General features: G+C 68.3%; 14 protein-coding genes. 6 read left to right on the top strand and 8 right to left on the bottom strand.

What is annotated here, in order from left to right; translation table 11 throughout:
* Positions 1-2 precede the first annotated feature (2 nt).
* Positions 3-338 carry a histone-like nucleoid-structuring protein Lsr2 gene (locus CP983_RS18890; RefSeq protein ID WP_030959275.1) on the top strand — a complete coding sequence of 112 codons (336 nt, stop codon included), beginning with the start codon at positions 3-5 and terminating at the stop codon, positions 336-338.
* Positions 339-369: 31 nt separating this feature from the next.
* Here the strand turns inward: CP983_RS18890 and CP983_RS44455 are convergent, their stop codons facing one another.
* Positions 370-1170 carry an SCO3374 family protein gene (locus CP983_RS44455; RefSeq protein ID WP_189749088.1) on the bottom strand — a complete coding sequence of 267 codons (801 nt, stop codon included), beginning with the start codon at positions 1168-1170 and terminating at the stop codon, positions 370-372.
* A gap of 430 nt (positions 1171-1600) precedes the next feature.
* Between CP983_RS44455 and CP983_RS18870 the strand changes: the two genes are divergently transcribed.
* Complete coding sequence (locus CP983_RS18870) at positions 1601-4126, top strand: ATP-dependent Clp protease ATP-binding subunit (protein WP_030947794.1); 2526 nt, start codon at positions 1601-1603, stop codon at positions 4124-4126.
* Positions 4127-4222: 96 nt separating this feature from the next.
* Here CP983_RS18870 and CP983_RS18865 read toward each other — a convergent pair whose 3' ends face one another.
* The 4 genes from CP983_RS18865 to CP983_RS45205 all read right to left on the bottom strand — a co-directional run bounded on the left by CP983_RS18865 (position 4223) and on the right by CP983_RS45205 (position 9111).
* Entirely contained in the window at positions 4223-7270 is a 3048-nt protein-coding gene (locus CP983_RS18865) for an NACHT domain-containing protein (protein ID WP_150500626.1), read from the bottom strand.
* Between the two features lie 60 nt (positions 7271-7330).
* A complete protein-coding gene (locus tag CP983_RS18860) occupies positions 7331-7966 on the bottom strand; it encodes an HAD family acid phosphatase (RefSeq protein WP_150500624.1) in 636 nt (211 codons plus the stop codon).
* A 135-nt stretch (positions 7967-8101) separates the two neighbouring features.
* On the bottom strand, positions 8102-8575 hold the full coding sequence (locus CP983_RS18855) for a hypothetical protein (protein ID WP_150500622.1): 474 nt from the start codon (positions 8573-8575) through the stop codon (positions 8102-8104).
* A gap of 32 nt (positions 8576-8607) precedes the next feature.
* Positions 8608-9111 (bottom strand): NACHT N-terminal Helical domain 1-containing protein, encoded by a 504-nt coding sequence (locus CP983_RS45205; protein WP_373309895.1) that lies wholly within the window; start codon positions 9109-9111, stop codon positions 8608-8610.
* Between the two features lie 283 nt (positions 9112-9394).
* On the opposite strand from CP983_RS45205, the gene CP983_RS18845 reads away from it, so the two are divergent.
* A complete protein-coding gene (locus tag CP983_RS18845) occupies positions 9395-10045 on the top strand; it encodes a M23 family metallopeptidase (RefSeq protein WP_150500620.1) in 651 nt (216 codons plus the stop codon).
* Between the two features lie 13 nt (positions 10046-10058).
* Here the strand turns inward: CP983_RS18845 and CP983_RS18840 are convergent, their stop codons facing one another.
* Complete coding sequence (locus CP983_RS18840) at positions 10059-10646, bottom strand: TetR/AcrR family transcriptional regulator (RefSeq protein ID WP_107904497.1); 588 nt, start codon at positions 10644-10646, stop codon at positions 10059-10061.
* Between the two features lie 118 nt (positions 10647-10764).
* Between CP983_RS18840 and CP983_RS18835 the strand changes: the two genes are divergently transcribed.
* The 3 genes from CP983_RS18835 to CP983_RS18825 all read left to right on the top strand — a co-directional run bounded on the left by CP983_RS18835 (position 10765) and on the right by CP983_RS18825 (position 13464).
* Entirely contained in the window at positions 10765-12345 is a 1581-nt protein-coding gene (locus CP983_RS18835) for an MDR family MFS transporter (protein WP_150500618.1), read from the top strand.
* Between the two features lie 156 nt (positions 12346-12501).
* Complete coding sequence (locus CP983_RS18830) at positions 12502-12969, top strand: helix-turn-helix transcriptional regulator (RefSeq protein WP_150500616.1); 468 nt, start codon at positions 12502-12504, stop codon at positions 12967-12969.
* Positions 12970-13029: 60 nt separating this feature from the next.
* A complete protein-coding gene (locus tag CP983_RS18825) occupies positions 13030-13464 on the top strand; it encodes a VOC family protein (protein WP_107904491.1) in 435 nt (144 codons plus the stop codon).
* A gap of 33 nt (positions 13465-13497) precedes the next feature.
* Here the strand turns inward: CP983_RS18825 and cseC are convergent, their stop codons facing one another.
* Together cseC and cseB are read right to left on the bottom strand one after the other, a co-directional pair.
* A complete protein-coding gene (gene cseC / locus CP983_RS18820) occupies positions 13498-14826 on the bottom strand; it encodes a two-component system sensor histidine kinase CseC (RefSeq protein WP_107904489.1) in 1329 nt (442 codons plus the stop codon).
* A gap of 148 nt (positions 14827-14974) precedes the next feature.
* Positions 14975-15679, bottom strand: a complete 705-nt coding sequence (cseB, locus tag CP983_RS18815; protein ID WP_107904487.1) for a two-component system response regulator CseB — start codon at positions 15677-15679, stop codon at positions 14975-14977.
* Positions 15680-15687 lie beyond the last annotated feature (8 nt).

Raw genomic sequence — 15687 nt, 5'->3', positions numbered from 1 at the left:
CGGTGGCACAGAAGGTTCAGGTCCTTCTTGTCGACGACCTCGACGGCGGCGAGGCGGACGAGACCGTGACGTTCGCGCTGGACGGCAAGACGTACGAGATCGATCTCACGACTGCCAATGCGGACAAGCTCCGTGGCCTTCTCGACCCTTACGTGAAGGGCGGTCGTCGTACCGGAGGCCGCGCTTCGGGTGGTCGTGGAAAGGCGCGCGCCGCTTCCGGTGGCAGCCAGGACACCGCACAGATCCGCGCGTGGGCCAAGGAGAACGGCTACGAGGTCAACGACCGCGGCCGTGTTCCCGCGTCCATTCGTGAGGCATACGAGAAGGCCAACGCCTGATCCAGGGCAAAGCCTGATCCACGGAACAGGCCTATGGACGGGCCGGCGGCCGGGCGTACACGCGCTTCAGCCGCAGGCGGTGGCAGTGCGACGCCACCGTGTCCACAACCCGCACGAGATCGGGGGCGCCCCCACCGCCCCCGAGGGCCGACAACGTCGGCAGCGAGGCCTCGACCTCGCCCCCAGGCTCGGGGGGCCGCAGCCACACGGCGGCCCCCTGCACGGCACCGGAGCGGCCCAGGGGAAGCGGCCGCACATCACCGGGCCCCGACAGCCCCGCACGCCGTACGGCCCCCCTCGGTCCGGCATCGACGGGTCGCCGTACGGCCGCCCCGACCGGACCCGGTTCGTCGGCGCGGTGCCGTACGAAAGCCGACGGCCGCACCTCACCGGTGCGATGCCAGGCCGAATGCCATACGGCCGCAGACGTCCCGATCGCCCGCGCGGGCAGCGGCGCCTCCATGAGGTCGCCCTCGCCGAGCGCCGTCAGGTCCAGCGGCAGCGCCCCCCACTCCAGCCAGGCCAGCACCCCCGGCACCTCCTCCGCGCAGCCCGCCGCGACGAGCAGCCGCATCCGGTCGCCCTGGACGGCCACCGGGGAGTACGGCCCGAGATGGCGCAGGGCCGCACGGCCCGCCTCGGCCGGGACGTCCAGGACGTCGAAGCGCAGACCCACCCTTAGGGCCGGCGGGGATCCGGGGGCCGTGGGCACCACCGGCCAGTCCAGTTCGTTCTCGTACCACCGCCGGACCTGACCGCTCGGATCGAGCGGCCGACGGGGGAAGGGGATCGCAGCGATGTCCGTGGTGATCGAGGGACGGGTGCCGACCATGCCAAGAGCAACCGCCGAATGGGCGTGCGGGTTACGCTGGGTGCGCTGACGGATGCGCAGCGTGTCGAAACAGGGGGCGTGCGGGGGTGTGGGGTGGCGCAAGGTTGTTCGCCCGTAGCGGAGGGAACCGGGGGGCGCGGCATGGAGTGTCAGTCCCAGCGGGTAAGACATCCCTAGTGGGAGGGGGCGACACGCAGGACAGTGAGTCTCACGTTCGCCATCGGCGTACTGATGGTGAGGGTAACTGCCTGGCCTGCGGGAACATCGTCTCGCACCATCGGGTTGGAGCAGATGTCGGCGTTCGGGGTCAGGAGGCCATCGACGGTGTCGGCAGTTGGAATGAGCGGTCCCCGCTTGCGGGACTAAGCTGCGGAAGGACAGGGAGGGGAAGTTCCCCCCACTGCCTGACCGCTCTGAGGAGCGATTAACGATGTTCGAGAGGTTCACCGACCGCGCGCGGCGGGTTGTCGTCCTGGCTCAGGAAGAAGCCCGGATGCTCAACCACAACTACATCGGCACCGAGCACATCCTCCTGGGCCTGATCCATGAGGGTGAGGGTGTCGCCGCCAAGGCCCTTGAGAGCCTCGGGATTTCGCTCGAGGCGGTCCGCCAGCAGGTGGAGGAGATCATCGGCCAGGGCCAGCAGGCCCCGTCCGGGCACATCCCCTTCACCCCCCGTGCCAAGAAGGTCCTGGAGCTGTCGCTCCGCGAGGCCCTTCAGCTGGGTCACAACTACATCGGCACGGAGCACATCCTGCTCGGCCTGATCCGTGAGGGCGAGGGCGTCGCCGCCCAGGTCCTGGTCAAGCTGGGCGCTGATCTCAACCGGGTGCGGCAGCAGGTCATCCAGCTGCTCTCCGGCTACCAGGGCAAGGAGACCGCCACCGCCGGCGGGCCTGCCGAGGGCACCCCCTCGACGTCCCTGGTCCTCGACCAGTTCGGCCGGAACCTCACCCAGGCCGCTCGTGAGTCCAAGCTCGACCCGGTCATCGGGCGCGAGAAGGAGATCGAGCGGGTCATGCAGGTGCTGTCCCGCCGTACCAAGAACAACCCGGTCCTGATCGGTGAGCCCGGCGTCGGCAAGACCGCCGTCGTCGAGGGCCTCGCCCAGGCCATCGTCAAGGGCGAGGTGCCCGAGACCCTCAAGGACAAGCACCTCTACACCCTGGACCTCGGCGCGCTGGTCGCCGGCTCCCGCTACCGCGGTGACTTCGAGGAGCGCCTGAAGAAGGTCCTCAAGGAGATCCGCACCCGCGGCGACATCATCCTGTTCATCGACGAGCTGCACACGCTGGTCGGTGCGGGTGCCGCCGAGGGCGCCATCGACGCCGCTTCGATCCTGAAGCCGATGCTGGCGCGCGGTGAGCTGCAGACCATCGGTGCGACGACGCTGGACGAGTACCGCAAGCACCTGGAGAAGGACGCGGCCCTCGAGCGCCGCTTCCAGCCCATCCAGGTCGCCGAGCCGTCCCTGCCGCACACGATCGAGATCCTCAAGGGTCTGCGTGACCGGTACGAGGCCCACCACCGTGTCTCGATCACGGACGAGGCCCTCGTCCAGGCCGCGACCCTGGCCGACCGCTACATCTCGGACCGCTTCCTCCCCGACAAGGCGATCGACCTGATCGACGAGGCCGGCTCCCGGATGCGCATCCGCCGGATGACCGCGCCGCCGGACCTCCGCGAGTTCGACGAGAAGATCGCGGGCGTGCGTCGCGACAAGGAGTCGGCCATCGACTCCCAGGACTTCGAGAAGGCAGCTTCGCTCCGCGACAAGGAGAAGCAGCTGCTGGCGGCGAAGGCCAAGCGCGAGAAGGAGTGGAAGGCCGGCGACATGGACGTCGTCGCCGAGGTCGACGGCGAGCTGATCGCCGAGGTCCTCGCGACCGCCACCGGCATCCCGGTCTTCAAGCTGACCGAGGAGGAGTCCTCGCGTCTGCTGCGCATGGAGGACGAGCTCCACAAGCGGGTCATCGGCCAGAAGGACGCCGTCAAGGCGCTGTCGAAGGCGATCCGCCGTACGCGTGCCGGTCTGAAGGACCCGAAGCGCCCCGGTGGCTCGTTCATCTTCGCCGGCCCGTCCGGTGTCGGTAAGACCGAGCTGTCCAAGGCCCTCGCCGAGTTCCTCTTCGGTGACGAGGACGCGCTGATCTCCCTCGACATGTCGGAGTTCAGCGAGAAGCACACGGTCTCGCGTCTCTTCGGTTCGCCCCCCGGCTACGTGGGCTACGAAGAGGGCGGCCAGCTGACCGAGAAGGTCCGCCGCAAGCCGTTCTCCGTCGTCCTCTTCGACGAGGTCGAGAAGGCCCACCCGGACATCTTCAACTCGCTGCTGCAGATCCTGGAGGACGGTCGTCTGACCGACTCCCAGGGCCGGGTCGTGGACTTCAAGAACACGGTCATCATCATGACGACCAACCTCGGCACCCGGGACATCTCCAAGGGCTTCAACCTGGGCTTCGCGGCCTCGGGTGACACCAAGTCCAACTACGAGCGCATGAAGAACAAGGTCCAGGACGAGCTCAAGCAGCACTTCCGGCCCGAGTTCCTCAACCGCGTCGACGACGTGGTCGTCTTCCCGCAGCTGACCCAGGACGACATCCTCGCGATCGTCGACCTGATGATCGGCAAGGTGGACGAGCGCCTGAAGGACCGGGACATGGGCATCGAGCTCTCCCAGTCCGCCAAGGAGCTGCTGTCCAAGAAGGGCTACGACCCCGTGCTGGGCGCCCGGCCGCTGCGCCGCACGATCCAGCGCGAGATCGAGGACAGCCTGTCGGAGAAGATCCTCTTCGGCGAGCTGCGCCCCGGTCACATCGTGGTCGTCGACACGGAGGGCGAGGGCGAGACCAAGACCTTCACCTTCCGCGGCGAGGAGAAGTCGGCCCTGCCGGACGTCCCGCCGATCGAGCAGGCGGCCGGTGGCACCGGACCGAACCTGAGCAAGGAGGCGTAAGCCTCCCCAGCCTCACCAGCTGAAAGGGGCCGGTGCTTCCGAGCACCGGCCCCTTTGGTATGCCTGCTCAGTTCCGGGACCCTCGCTCCGAAAGGCTCAGGAGCGGGGCTCCACGACGATCTCCGCATCTGGGAAGACATCTGCGTACCACTCGTCGTTGAGGAACCGATCCGATGCGGCTGCCAGGGTGACCTGACGGACGCCAGGGAAGCACCGGGCGAGCCTGTGCAACTGCTCTCTGCCCATCAGCTGGGTGACCCGCAGGACTTCGATCCCGGGCATTTGCGGGGCGTCATCGATACGGTCCAGCAGCGATGCGTGCAGAAACAGCCGACTGAGCCGAGGCAGCTCTGCGATCGCTTCCCAGTCCCTTCGCCACAGCCGCCCCGGCTCCGGCCCCAGACTCAGCGTTCGCAGCGTCGGCCACCGGCCGATGTCCTGCAACCCCCTGCTCTCCACCGCACCCTGGGAGAGGAAGAGAAACTCGAGGGGTGCTGCGGTGGGCAGGAACTCGGAGAGGGGGACGCCCCACGAGAGTTCTCCGTCGATTCCCAGGCGGCTGAGCCCCGTGCATCGGTCCAGGCCGATCATCGGGGCGCCGCGACGGTCCCAGCACAGATGCAGTTCGCTCAGCCCGGTGGCAGCGAGCGGTGAGAGGTCGGTGATGCCGGGGCAACGGTGCAGATGCAGATAGCTCAGTTCGGGCAGGGACGCCAGGAAGGCCAGGTCGGTCAGCCGGGCGTTGTCGTAGACCACCAGATGGCTCAGGACTTCCCTGTCCAGCGCCGAGAGGAGCGCCGCCGGGTCGCGCGGCCCGTTGAAGCGGACCCAGGGACGGGGGCCCAGTCGGGCCAGGGCGCGGAGCTGCGCGTCCTCCCGCACAGTGAGGAACAGATCGCTCGCGTCGACGTGCGCCAAGACCTCGTCGGCGTACTCCGCGGCGTCGAACTGACCCCAGGCCGCCACGAGTTGCGCGCGCACCGCGAGGTCGGGGTGACTCCGGAAGCTTTTCAGGACGGGCAGCGCCCCGTCGGTTCCCACCAGCGCCGCCGTGCGGGTCACCTCAGCTGCCTCCGCGGCGGAGAGGCCCTCAGGCCCTGGCAGCAGTTCCAGGATGAGTGGGCCACCGGCCTCCGCGAGTACCCGGGACTCAGCCTTGGTCTGGGGCGGAATCAACAGCGCCGTCCGTTCCTCGACCTCCGTGCGCACCTGTGGGTCCAGGGATGTCGCATGCTCCAGGCAGGCCAGAGCCAGCAGGTCGGTGCGCGTGTGGGCGAGGGACAGCAGCTTTCTGATGAGGCCGGCCCGTTCATGCGGCCGGGCGTGTGCCACAGCCATGCGGATTACGTCCTCCCACTGCGGATCGTGGGCACGGCTCACCAGTACATCGATGTGGCCTTCCTCCACGGCTGCCAGCGCGCCCAGGTAGTCCTGGAAGGTGCGGTGCACGAAGTCCACGATGTTCGGTGCCGGTTCGCGCAACAGGCCGCTGCGTAATAGGAGATGGCGAAAGATCGTCGTGGCATCGTGCCGACTTGAAGGCGTCGCGATGCTGGGGAGGGCGCGCTCCACGACCGCTTCTGCCGCCTCTTGCTCCATCTCGGTACGGCTGCTCAGGATCAGTGCGTAGGCGATGCGCCGCAGCAGTTCCGAGCGGGCCGCCTGGCCGAGGTCGATGCCGTCGGGAACTCCCATGCCCCGTTCCCGGTCCCTGCGGGCCAGCAGCATAGACAGGGCGGCGTCGTACAACTCCTGGCGGCTAATGGGCAGATATCCGCGCCTCTCTCGGTGGAGGGCGCAGATCAGACCGCACATGAGCGGGTTGGTGGCGAGCCTCGCCAGGTCCCGCTTGGTGCGCAGCGCGTCCAACAGCGGCCCCTGGTACTCGGGAGCTTGCGCCGCCGCGTGCCACCGGCGTACGAATGTGGTCACCTCGCTCCGGCGCATCGGAGCGAGGACCAGCTCGCGGAACCCTTCGGCGGTGAGCCAGTCGGGGCGTACGGCTGTGGGGCGCGAGGTCAGGAGCCACTGGTTGCCGGGGAAGGCATGGATCAGCCCCAGGAGCCAGGCACGGGTCCGGTGCCGGTCTGCGTCGGGGATCTCATCCAGTCCGTCAACCAGGACCAGCGCGCGTTTGGCGGTCAGCACCCGCTCGACCCAGCCATCCGGCGGCGCCAGGGGGCAGCTCACCGCACCGAGGAAACGCTCGGGTGTCGGCAGCGCGCCCGCGCGGATCAGGGTGCGCAGCGGAAGAACGTACGGGACCCGGTCCCCGTTGCGGACGGCGGTCACGGCGAGCCATTGCACCAGGGTCGTCTTGCCCGAACCGGCGTCCCCGCGCAGCAGCACGCAGTCGTGGTCCAGGAGGGCTTCCTCGGCGGGGAGGTGAACGCTGAAGGTGCTGTCGGGGCGGCTCCCCGAAGCCGCCCGCTCTTCGTCCCGAGTCGCCTCCAGACTCAGATACGCGACTTCGAGGGGCCAGCGGTCGGGGGAGTCGCGCAGGTCGATGCCGTAGATGGTGATGTGGTTGTGTTGCTCCACCATGTAAGGCAGATAGCGGCGTTCGAAGGCGGTGTCCCGGGCGTCGGGGCGTGGGGTGCGGGCGAGCAACTCGTTGACGCGGGCGATCAGTTCGGAGTGAACGCGGCTGTGCTCCACGAGGGTCCGGGCTACGAACGTGGAGCGGCGGGTGAAGAACTCCAGGATGTGCAGGCACGCCCACTGTGTCGCCGAGTCGAGAAAGACGCAGGCGTCCCCGGACAGGCCGTCCGGGGGAGTGGCCCGACGATGAAGCTTCTGGGCGAGTTCGTGACTGCCCAGTCGTACTGCCTGGACGTCGTCCATCTCCAGGTCACCCAGGGCGAGCAGCCGAAGGGCGAGCGTGTCGGAGACGGCCGCTTCCTCGTCAGGCGGGAACGGCCGCTCGCCGGGCGAGGCCACGGCCTCCGCCACCAGCTTGGCGGCGAGTTTGCGGACTTCCTTCTCACCGAGGGTGCGCTTCTCGCCCCGGAAGGACACGAGGTCCGTCAAGCGTACGGGCTTGTCGACCATCCCCGCGCCGGGGGCGTCCTGGACGAACAGTTTGCGCACCAGCGGACCGACCAGTCCGGACGCTAGCCGACTGCCCAGTACTGCGGGCTCCATTCGCCTCACCCCCGTGACCGTGCGAACGGGGGTGAGACTACCCGGAGTTGGAGGGACGGGTCAGGAAAGCTGCCCGTCGTAGTCCGGCAGCTTGTACGTCTTCTCGGCGTGGCCGCCCGACAGGTCGGTGGCGCTGTTGCCGATGTTCGCGATGATCGTGTAGCCCTTGTTCTCGATGTCGACGCGCTGGGCCGTCTTGTAGTCGGCGACGTTCTTGAACAGGTCGAAGAAGCCGCGCACGTACAGGCCGGAGACCTTGTAGCCGACGTGCTTGAGGTTGTAGTCGGTCACCCCGGCGATGATGCCCGGGCGTGCCGTCACGAAGAACACCGAGACGCCGTGCTCCTGGGCGTACTTGGCGACCTCCAGGGCCGGCTTGTTGGCCGGCTGCGGGTAGCTGAAGCCGAAGTCCGTCTCCAGGGTGGTGTTGTCGATGTCGAAGACGATCGCCTGCTTCTCACCCGGCTTGGTGCCGGCGATCCGCTGCTTCAGATAGGGCAGCGCCTGGTTCATGACCGCCTTGCAGTCCTGCTGCCAGGTGTCGTAGTCCACATCCTCGGCCGCCGCGGTGGCGGTGGCGGTGGTCGAGGTGCTCGCGGCCGTGGCCGCTTCGGCGGGGACCGCGAGGGCCACGAGGGCGGCCGCGGAAACAGTGCCGACCGCTATACGGCGCGCCCAGGGCTGGCGAAGCGTCATGTGGGGGGTTCCTCTCACGTCACGTGCGCTCTGTTGTTGTCGCGTGCATGTTCGTGGGTGGGGGTGGCGTGAGGGGAACGGTAAGGTTACTGGAGGGTAAGTCGCTAGAGGTGTGCGTCACATGATGTTGCGCGATCACTCATCGCCGTGTGGCGGGGCCGGTGCCACAAGGTGGATGGTGGCGGGAAGTTCGGCGGCGTTGAGAACACGTGCGGTGAATGTGTTCACCCTTTTCAGCCGGGGATGGGCGGACAGCGGGGCCAGGTCGAGCTCCTCGGCGAAGTGCACATTCAGGCTGGTCATCCCGGGGAACACGGTGACGGCGTCCCGTAGATCGGCCGATGACCTGTCCTCGACGGCCAGACTCACCGACGTCGGTTTCTCCAGCCGGATGCCTTTCGAGGCGAGACTCGTGAGTTCGCCGGGATTCAGGAACAGGCTGTCCAGCTGCGGTAGGGATGTGACGTACCGCCAGTCCTCCTGGCTGATGGGGTTGTTCAGCATGAGCCGGAGTTCGGTCAGCGAGGGGAACTCGGCCAGAACGGAGAGGTCGCGCGCGTTCGGAGGCAGGAAGAGGCACTCAAGCGGTGTCCCGGCGAGCGCGCGCATGGAGCTGATGTCCGTCAGGGCGGGGAGGTCGTTCAGGATGAGGATGCGCAGAGGTGTCCCGTGGAGCGACGCGAGCGACGAGATCTCCGGACAGTCCTGGAGATGGAGTCGGCGAAGGTTCTGATACGTCCCGAGGAAACCCAGGTTGGTGACGGATCCGCGGCGTAGTTCCAGACTCCGGAGCTTCTGCCCGTCGAGACAGCCCCGGATCTGGGCCGGGCTGAAGTCTCCGGACACGGTGACATCGCTGTAACCAGCTCGCGGACGAGTCTGCGTAACTCCTTGTCGCCGAGCCTGCGCTTCTCGCCCCGGAACGACACCAGCGCCGACAGCCGTACGGGCTTGTCGACCAGGCCGGCACCCGGTCCTGCCTGCACGAACAGTCTTTTCACCAGCGGGCCGACCAGACCGGACGCGATTTTCGTGCCGATGACCGTCGGATCCACGCGGCCTCCCCCTGAGTGCCCTCGTAGGCGGAACAGCAGCGTAGTGCCCGTCACATTCCGGGGTCTTCCGATTGCGTAGGGCGGTGACATGCCGCACAGGCGATTTGTCCGTTACTAGCGGGAATAGTGGAAAGGGGCCTGGAGGGCAAAACGGACTTTATCTATGAAAACTGGCGGACGGTTTTGGCGTTGACCCTGGTTCGTCCGTATTGGGTGCTCTGTCAAGATGCGGGGATTTTTGGTGCGGAGTACTAGCCCTCGTCGTAGTTGAAGGGTTTTGGGGTTGGGGTCCGGCGGGGTTACCAAGGGATGGCCATCCGGCGACCTGATGTGTCGGGTGGTTTTCCCTGTCGTCGTACCCGTGAGGTTTCGAATGTCCCCGCGCTTCTCGTTCCGTTCGCCCCGTACGTCCGCGCTCCGCACCCGTGCTGCTGTGCTGGCCGCCGGACTGGGAGCATCGGTCGTGCTGGGCGCCGGAGGCGCGGTCGCTGCTGAGATGACCTCCGCCCCCGCCGCTCCCGCCGCCGTGCAGGCCCAGACCGTCGCCGTGAAGAAGACGGCCGCGAAGAAGGCCGCCGCGAAGAAGGCCCCGGCCAAGAAGGCCGTCTCCTGGGTCAAGCCGGTCAAGAAGTACACGAAGTCCGCCAGCTTCGCGCAGGCCGGCGGCATGTGGCAGTCCACCCACAGCGGTCAGGACTTCGCCGTCCCGACCGGCACCCAGGTGGTCGCCGCGCACGGCGGCACCGTCGTCAAGGCGGGCGGCAACGGCGCCGGTGACGGTCCCGCGTACGGCAACGCCATCGTCATCAAGCACGGCAACGGGACCTTCTCCCAGTACGCCCACCTGTCGCGCATCGACGTGAAGATCGGCCAGGTCGTCAAGACCGGCCAGAAGATAGCCAAGTCCGGCAACACCGGTAACTCCAGCGGTCCGCACCTGCACTTCGAGATCCGCAAGACCGCCAACTACGGCTCCGCCGTCGACCCCGTGGCCTTCCTTCGGGCCAACGGCCTCTCGATCTGAGGCACCGAGCCGGTCAGGCGCCCTTGTGCGCCTGAGTGATCAGATCCGTGGCGACCTCGAGGATGGCCTTGCGCTTCTCCTCGGGGTCGCCTTCGAGGTCCTTCATCACGAACATCCCGGCGTGCATGGTGAACAGGGCGCTGATGCAGCGCACCTGGTCCACCAGGTCGGCGTCCGGATCGATGATGATGTCCCGCATGCCGAGCATGCGGTCCTTGAACGTCTCGCCGATGCTCAGCTCACGGACGGTCGCCTGGTTCTCCTGCATGAAGCGGAACAGGGGCGACGCGCCGGCCAGGGCCTCGCTGTAGCGGCGTACGATCTCCTGCTTGGTCTCCAGGGTGTGCGGCTGCTGCCTGCCCCAGTCGATCAGTTCCTCGATCGGCTTCGTCAGATCCTCGAAGAGGCTGACGATGATCTCTTCCTTGGTCTTGAAGTGGTAGTACAGGGCCGCCTTCGTGACCTCCAGGCGCTCGGCGATCTCGCGCAGTGAGGTCTTCTCGTAGCCCTGCTCGGCGAAGAGTTCGAGGGCTACGTCCTGGATGCGCTGGCGGGTGTTCCCGCGGCGCCGCTGCTTGGTGCCGTCCATGGTGCCACCCATCCTCGTGCTTCTCGGCTTTCCAGAAAACTTACTTGACGCCCGGCTAGTTACGCATCTACCTTCCTTCAGTGTAGGCAACTAGCCGGGCGGCAAGTAAGTAGCTGGGGGAGTGGGAATCATGTCGGACACACTGGCAGTGGACACAGGACCGGCGGATCAGGCGAAGCAAGCCGATCCGGCCGACAAGCAGCCGAAGAGCGTACGGGTCGTACTGCTGGCGCTGATGATCACGATGATGCTGGCGATGCTCGACAACATGATCGTCGGCACCGCGATGCCGACGATCGTGGGCGAGCTGGGCGGCCTGGAGCATCTGTCGTGGGTCGTGACGGCGTACACCCTGGCGACCGCGGCCTCCACCCCGCTGTGGGGCAAGCTCGGCGACATGTACGGGCGCAAGGGCGTCTTCATGTCGTCGATCGTCCTCTTCCTCATCGGATCCGCGCTCAGCGGCATGGCCCAGGACATGGGCCAGCTCATCGGGTTCCGGGCCGTGCAGGGACTCGGCGCCGGCGGTCTGATGGTGGGCGTCATGGCGATCATCGGTGACCTGATCCCGCCGCGGGAGCGCGGCAAGTACCAGGGCATGATGGCCGGCGTCATGGCGCTGGCGATGATCGGCGGACCGCTGGTCGGCGGCACCATCACCGACAACTGGGGCTGGCGCTGGTCCTTCTACATCAACCTGCCGCTCGGCGTCATCGCGCTCGCCGCGATCAGCGCCGTACTCCACCTGCCGAAGAAGCGGTCGCAGGCGCGCATCGACTACCTGGGCGCGGGCCTGCTGACCGTCGGAATCACCGCGATCGTGCTGGTCACCACCTGGGGCGGCACGGAGTACGCCTGGACGTCCGCGCGGATCATGGAGCTGATCGGCATCGGTGTCGCCGCGCTCGTCGGGTTCGTGTTCTGGCAGACCAGGGCGGCCGAGCCGGTGGTGCCGCTGCACATCTTCCGCAGCCGGAACTTCACGCTGATGTCCCTGATCGGCTTCATCACCGGGTTCGTGATGTTCGGCGCGACGCTGTTCCTGCCGCTGTACCAGCAGTCGGTGCAGGGCGCCTCCGCCACCAACTCCGGCCTTCTGCTGCTGCCGATGCTCGGGGCGATGCTGGTCACGTCGATGGTCGCCGGCCGGGTGACCACGAACACCGGGCGCTACAAGGTCTTCCCGATCGTCGGCAGCGTCGCGATGGTCGGCGGGCTGTACCTGCTGTCGACCATGGACACGGGGACCTCGCGCTTCATGTCCGGGGTGTTCATGGCCGTGGTCGGACTCGGCATGGGCTGTCTGATGCAGATCACCATGCTGGTCGCGCAGAACAGCGTCGAGATGAAGGACATGGGCGTCGCGTCCTCCTCCACCACCCTCTTCCGTACGCTCGGCTCCTCGTTCGGCGTCGCGATCATGGGCGCGCTGTTCAACAACCGGGTGCAGGACGTCATGTCCGAGCGGGCCGGGTCGCTGGGCTCCAAGGTGACCGAGCAGTCGGCGCAGCTGGACGCGGCGAGCCTGGCGAAGCTGCCGGACGCGGTGCGCGAGGCGTACCAGCACGCGGTGTCGGCCGGCACGCACTCGGCGTTCCTGCTGGGAGCGGTGATCGCCGTGCTGTCGCTGGCCGCGGCCCTGTTCGTCAAGGAAGTCCCGCTCAAGGGCGGCGAGGGCCCGAAGCCGGAGGCTGTCGAGGGCGGCATCTAGGCCGGCCCCGGAGACGGCGCGGACCGTCCCGCCCGGCACGAGAGAGGCCCTCGGGTACACAGCCCGGGGGCCTTTCCCTTTGCTGGAACCGGCAGTGGCTCTGCACTGCCCCCGCGCCCGCCGCCGTTGTCAGTGGGGCGTGTCACGATCGACCGTATGGACAAGGTGCGGCAGCTGCGGCTGGCCAAGGACGCCATGGACCGGGAGTGGGCCGACCCCGCCCTCGATCTGGACGCCGTGGCCGCACACGCCGGGTACTCGCGGTATCACTTCGTGCGGGCCTTCAAGGAGGTCTACGGCGAGACACCCGGCCAGTATCTGACCCACCGGCGGATCGAGCGGGCCGAGGAGTATCTGCGGGTCGCCAACCTGACCGTGACGGAGATCTGCCATCTGGTCGGGTTCAGCAGCCTGGGCACCTTCTCCGCGAAGTTCAAGGCACGGACCGGGCTGTCACCGAGCGAGTACCGGGACAAGCACGTCGGACGCGGGGCGGCACTGATACCCGGCTGCTACGCGATGCTCTGGACAGGCGGCTTCCGGCAGCGGGACAGCAGCTCCGAAGAGCAGCGGGACAGCAGCTCCGAAGCGCAGCAGGACAGCAACTCTGAAGAAGCGCGCTGACCGCGCCCCTGCCTAACGTGACGGAAGGAACCACGAGGCAGAGCAGGGGAGAGCAGGGTCATGATCAAGGGGCTGGGCATCACCACCGTCTGGACGTTCGACCAGGCGCGCACCAAGGCGTTCTTCACGGAGAAGATCGGCTTCGAGGTGCGCAACGACCTGTCCATGGGCGAGATGAGGTGGGTCACCGTGGGGGCGAAGGGGCAGCCGGACGTCGAGCTCGCGCTGATGAGCCTGGACGGACCCGGCCTCGACCCCGAGTCCTCCGAGGCGCTGAAGAAGCTCGTCGCGAAGGGGGTCATCGGCGCCGGGGCGTTCCACACCGACGACTGCCGCGAGGACTACGAGACGTTCAAGGCACGCGGGGTCGAGTTCATCCAGGAGCCCCAGGAGCGGCCGTACGGCATCGAGGCGATCTTCCGTGACGACAACGGCAACTGGTACTCGCTGACCGAGCGGAGCGAGGAGCTCGACTTCTCGAAGTCCTTCGAGTGAGCTCTCGGTCGTGGTGAGCCGTCGATGCTGCCGCTACGGCAGCATCGGGTAGCTCCCCGTGGCCGTCGGCGCGTGCTCCGGGAGCCAGAGGACGGCCACCGCGCCCTCGGCCGGCACCGGGTCCGGGGTGCCCGGCGGGCGAATGTTGCGGAAGGTCAGCCGGGCCCCGAGAACCCGGGCCTGACCTGCGGCGATCGTCAGACCGAGGCCATGGCCGTGGCCCGCGCGGTCGCTGCTGCCGGTGCGGAAGCGGCTGGGGCCGTCGGCGATCAGATGCTCCGGGAACCCGGGGCCGTGGTCGCGGACCCGGATGACCCGGCCCTCGACCGTGACCTGGATCGGCGGCCTGCCGTGCCGTGCCGCGTTGGCCAGCAGATTGAACAGCACGCGCTCCAGGCGCCGCGGGTCGGTGGTGACCTCCGACTCGTGCACGACCCGCACCTCGATGGCGGGGTCCTTGGCGGCGACCCGCCGGCTGACGAACTCGCCCAGCAGGATGTCCTGCAGCTCGGCCCGCTCCGACGCACTGTCCAGGCGGGCCACCTCCAGGACGTCCTCGACCAGCGTGCGCATGGCCTTCGCCCGGTCCAGGACCAGTTCCGTGGGCCGTCCGGGCGGCAGCAGCTCGGCCGCCGTCAGCAGCCCGGTGACCGGCGTCCGCAGCTCGTGCGCGATGTCCGCGGTGACCCGGCGCTCCGCCTCCAGCCGCTGCTGGAGCGCGTCCGCCATGGCGTCCACCGCGCTCGCGAGATCGTCGGTCTCGTCCCGTACGACACCGCCGATGGCGTCCCGCACCCTGACGTCCGGCTCGCCGCTCGCGACCTGGTTCGCCGCGGCCGCAGCCTTGCGCAGCCGCCGCGACAGCTGTCCGCCGATGAGCACCCCGAGCGCGCTGCCGCCGAGCACCACCGCGATCGAGCCGATGATCATCGCCTGGTCGAGGCGGTTGAGGATGTGGTCGCTGCGGTCGGTGAAGCCGGTGCGCAGCGACAGGACGTGTCCGTTGTTGAGGGGTACGGCCGCCCAGATGTCGGGCGCGCCGCTCGGGGTGTCGGTGACGTAGGTCGCCCGCCGGCCCTCCTCGACCTTCTCCCGCAGCGCCGCCGGCAGCTCCGGGTCGTCGATCGTGAGGTTGGGGAAGTTCAGCCGCTTGGACTGCTCGTAGCTGCGCTGGGCGATCTGGATGCGCTCGTCCGCGAGGTCACGCGCGCTGTCCAGCATCGAGACCCGGGCCTGGTTGTGCACGACGAGGCTCAGTACGACCGCCACCAGGGCGCCGACCAGCGCGATCGCCGCGCTCAGCTTCCACCGCAGCCCCGTACGTATGGCGATCCGGCCGCCGCCCATGCCTCTCACCCGCATGCCTCCGCGACCACCCGCAGGTGACCCCGGGACACCGCTCGCGCGGACGTCGGCACCGTGTCCCGCGATCTCCGCCGGATCCGTGAGGCCGATACTCGCCGCGCCGGACGCGGCCGGCCGTCTGAACATCCCCCGCATGCCGCCCCGCTCAGGCCTTCAGTTTGTAGCCGAAGCCACGGACCGTCTCGATACGGTCCTGGCCGATCTTCTGCCGCAGCCGCTGCACATGGACGTCGACCACCCGCGTGTCCCCGCCCCAGCCGTAGTCCCACACCCGCTCCAGCAGCTTGTCCCGCGACAGCACCGTGCCCGGCGCCGAGGAGAACTCCAGCAGCAGCCGCATCTCGGTCGGTGTGAGCGCGACGGGCTGCCCGTCCCGGCGCACCTCCATGCCCTCGGTGTCGACCTCCAGGTCACCGAAGGTCAGCAGGCCGCCGGTGGCCGCGGGGTCGCTCTCGTCCACCCGGTCCGTGCGGCCCGCGTGCCCGAAGCGGCGCAGCACCGCCCGGATCCGCGCGACCAGCACGGCACCGTCGAACGGCTTGGTGACGTAGTCGTCGGCGCCGGCCTCCAGGCCCAGCACCACGTCGATCGAGTCGGCACGCGCCGACAGCATGATCACCGGCACGGTCGACTCGTCGCGGATACGGCGGCACAGGCTGACCCCGTCAAGACCCGGCACCATCACGTCCAGCAGCGCGATGTCGGGCCGGTCCGTGCGGAACGCCTCCAGACCCGACAGCCCGTCGGGCATGGCGGTCACCGCGAAGCCGTCCCGCTCCAGGGCGAGCTGGGTGGCCTCGCGGATGACGTCGTCGTCCTCGACGAACAGGACGTGGGTCTGGTCTGCCATCCCGGTGC

Source organism: Streptomyces chartreusis (assembly GCF_008704715.1).
GTDB classification, from domain to species: Bacteria; Actinomycetota; Actinomycetes; order Streptomycetales; family Streptomycetaceae; genus Streptomyces; species Streptomyces chartreusis.
Note: the sequence above shows the minus strand (reverse complement) of the source record. Positions and strands in the feature narration are given on the sequence as shown.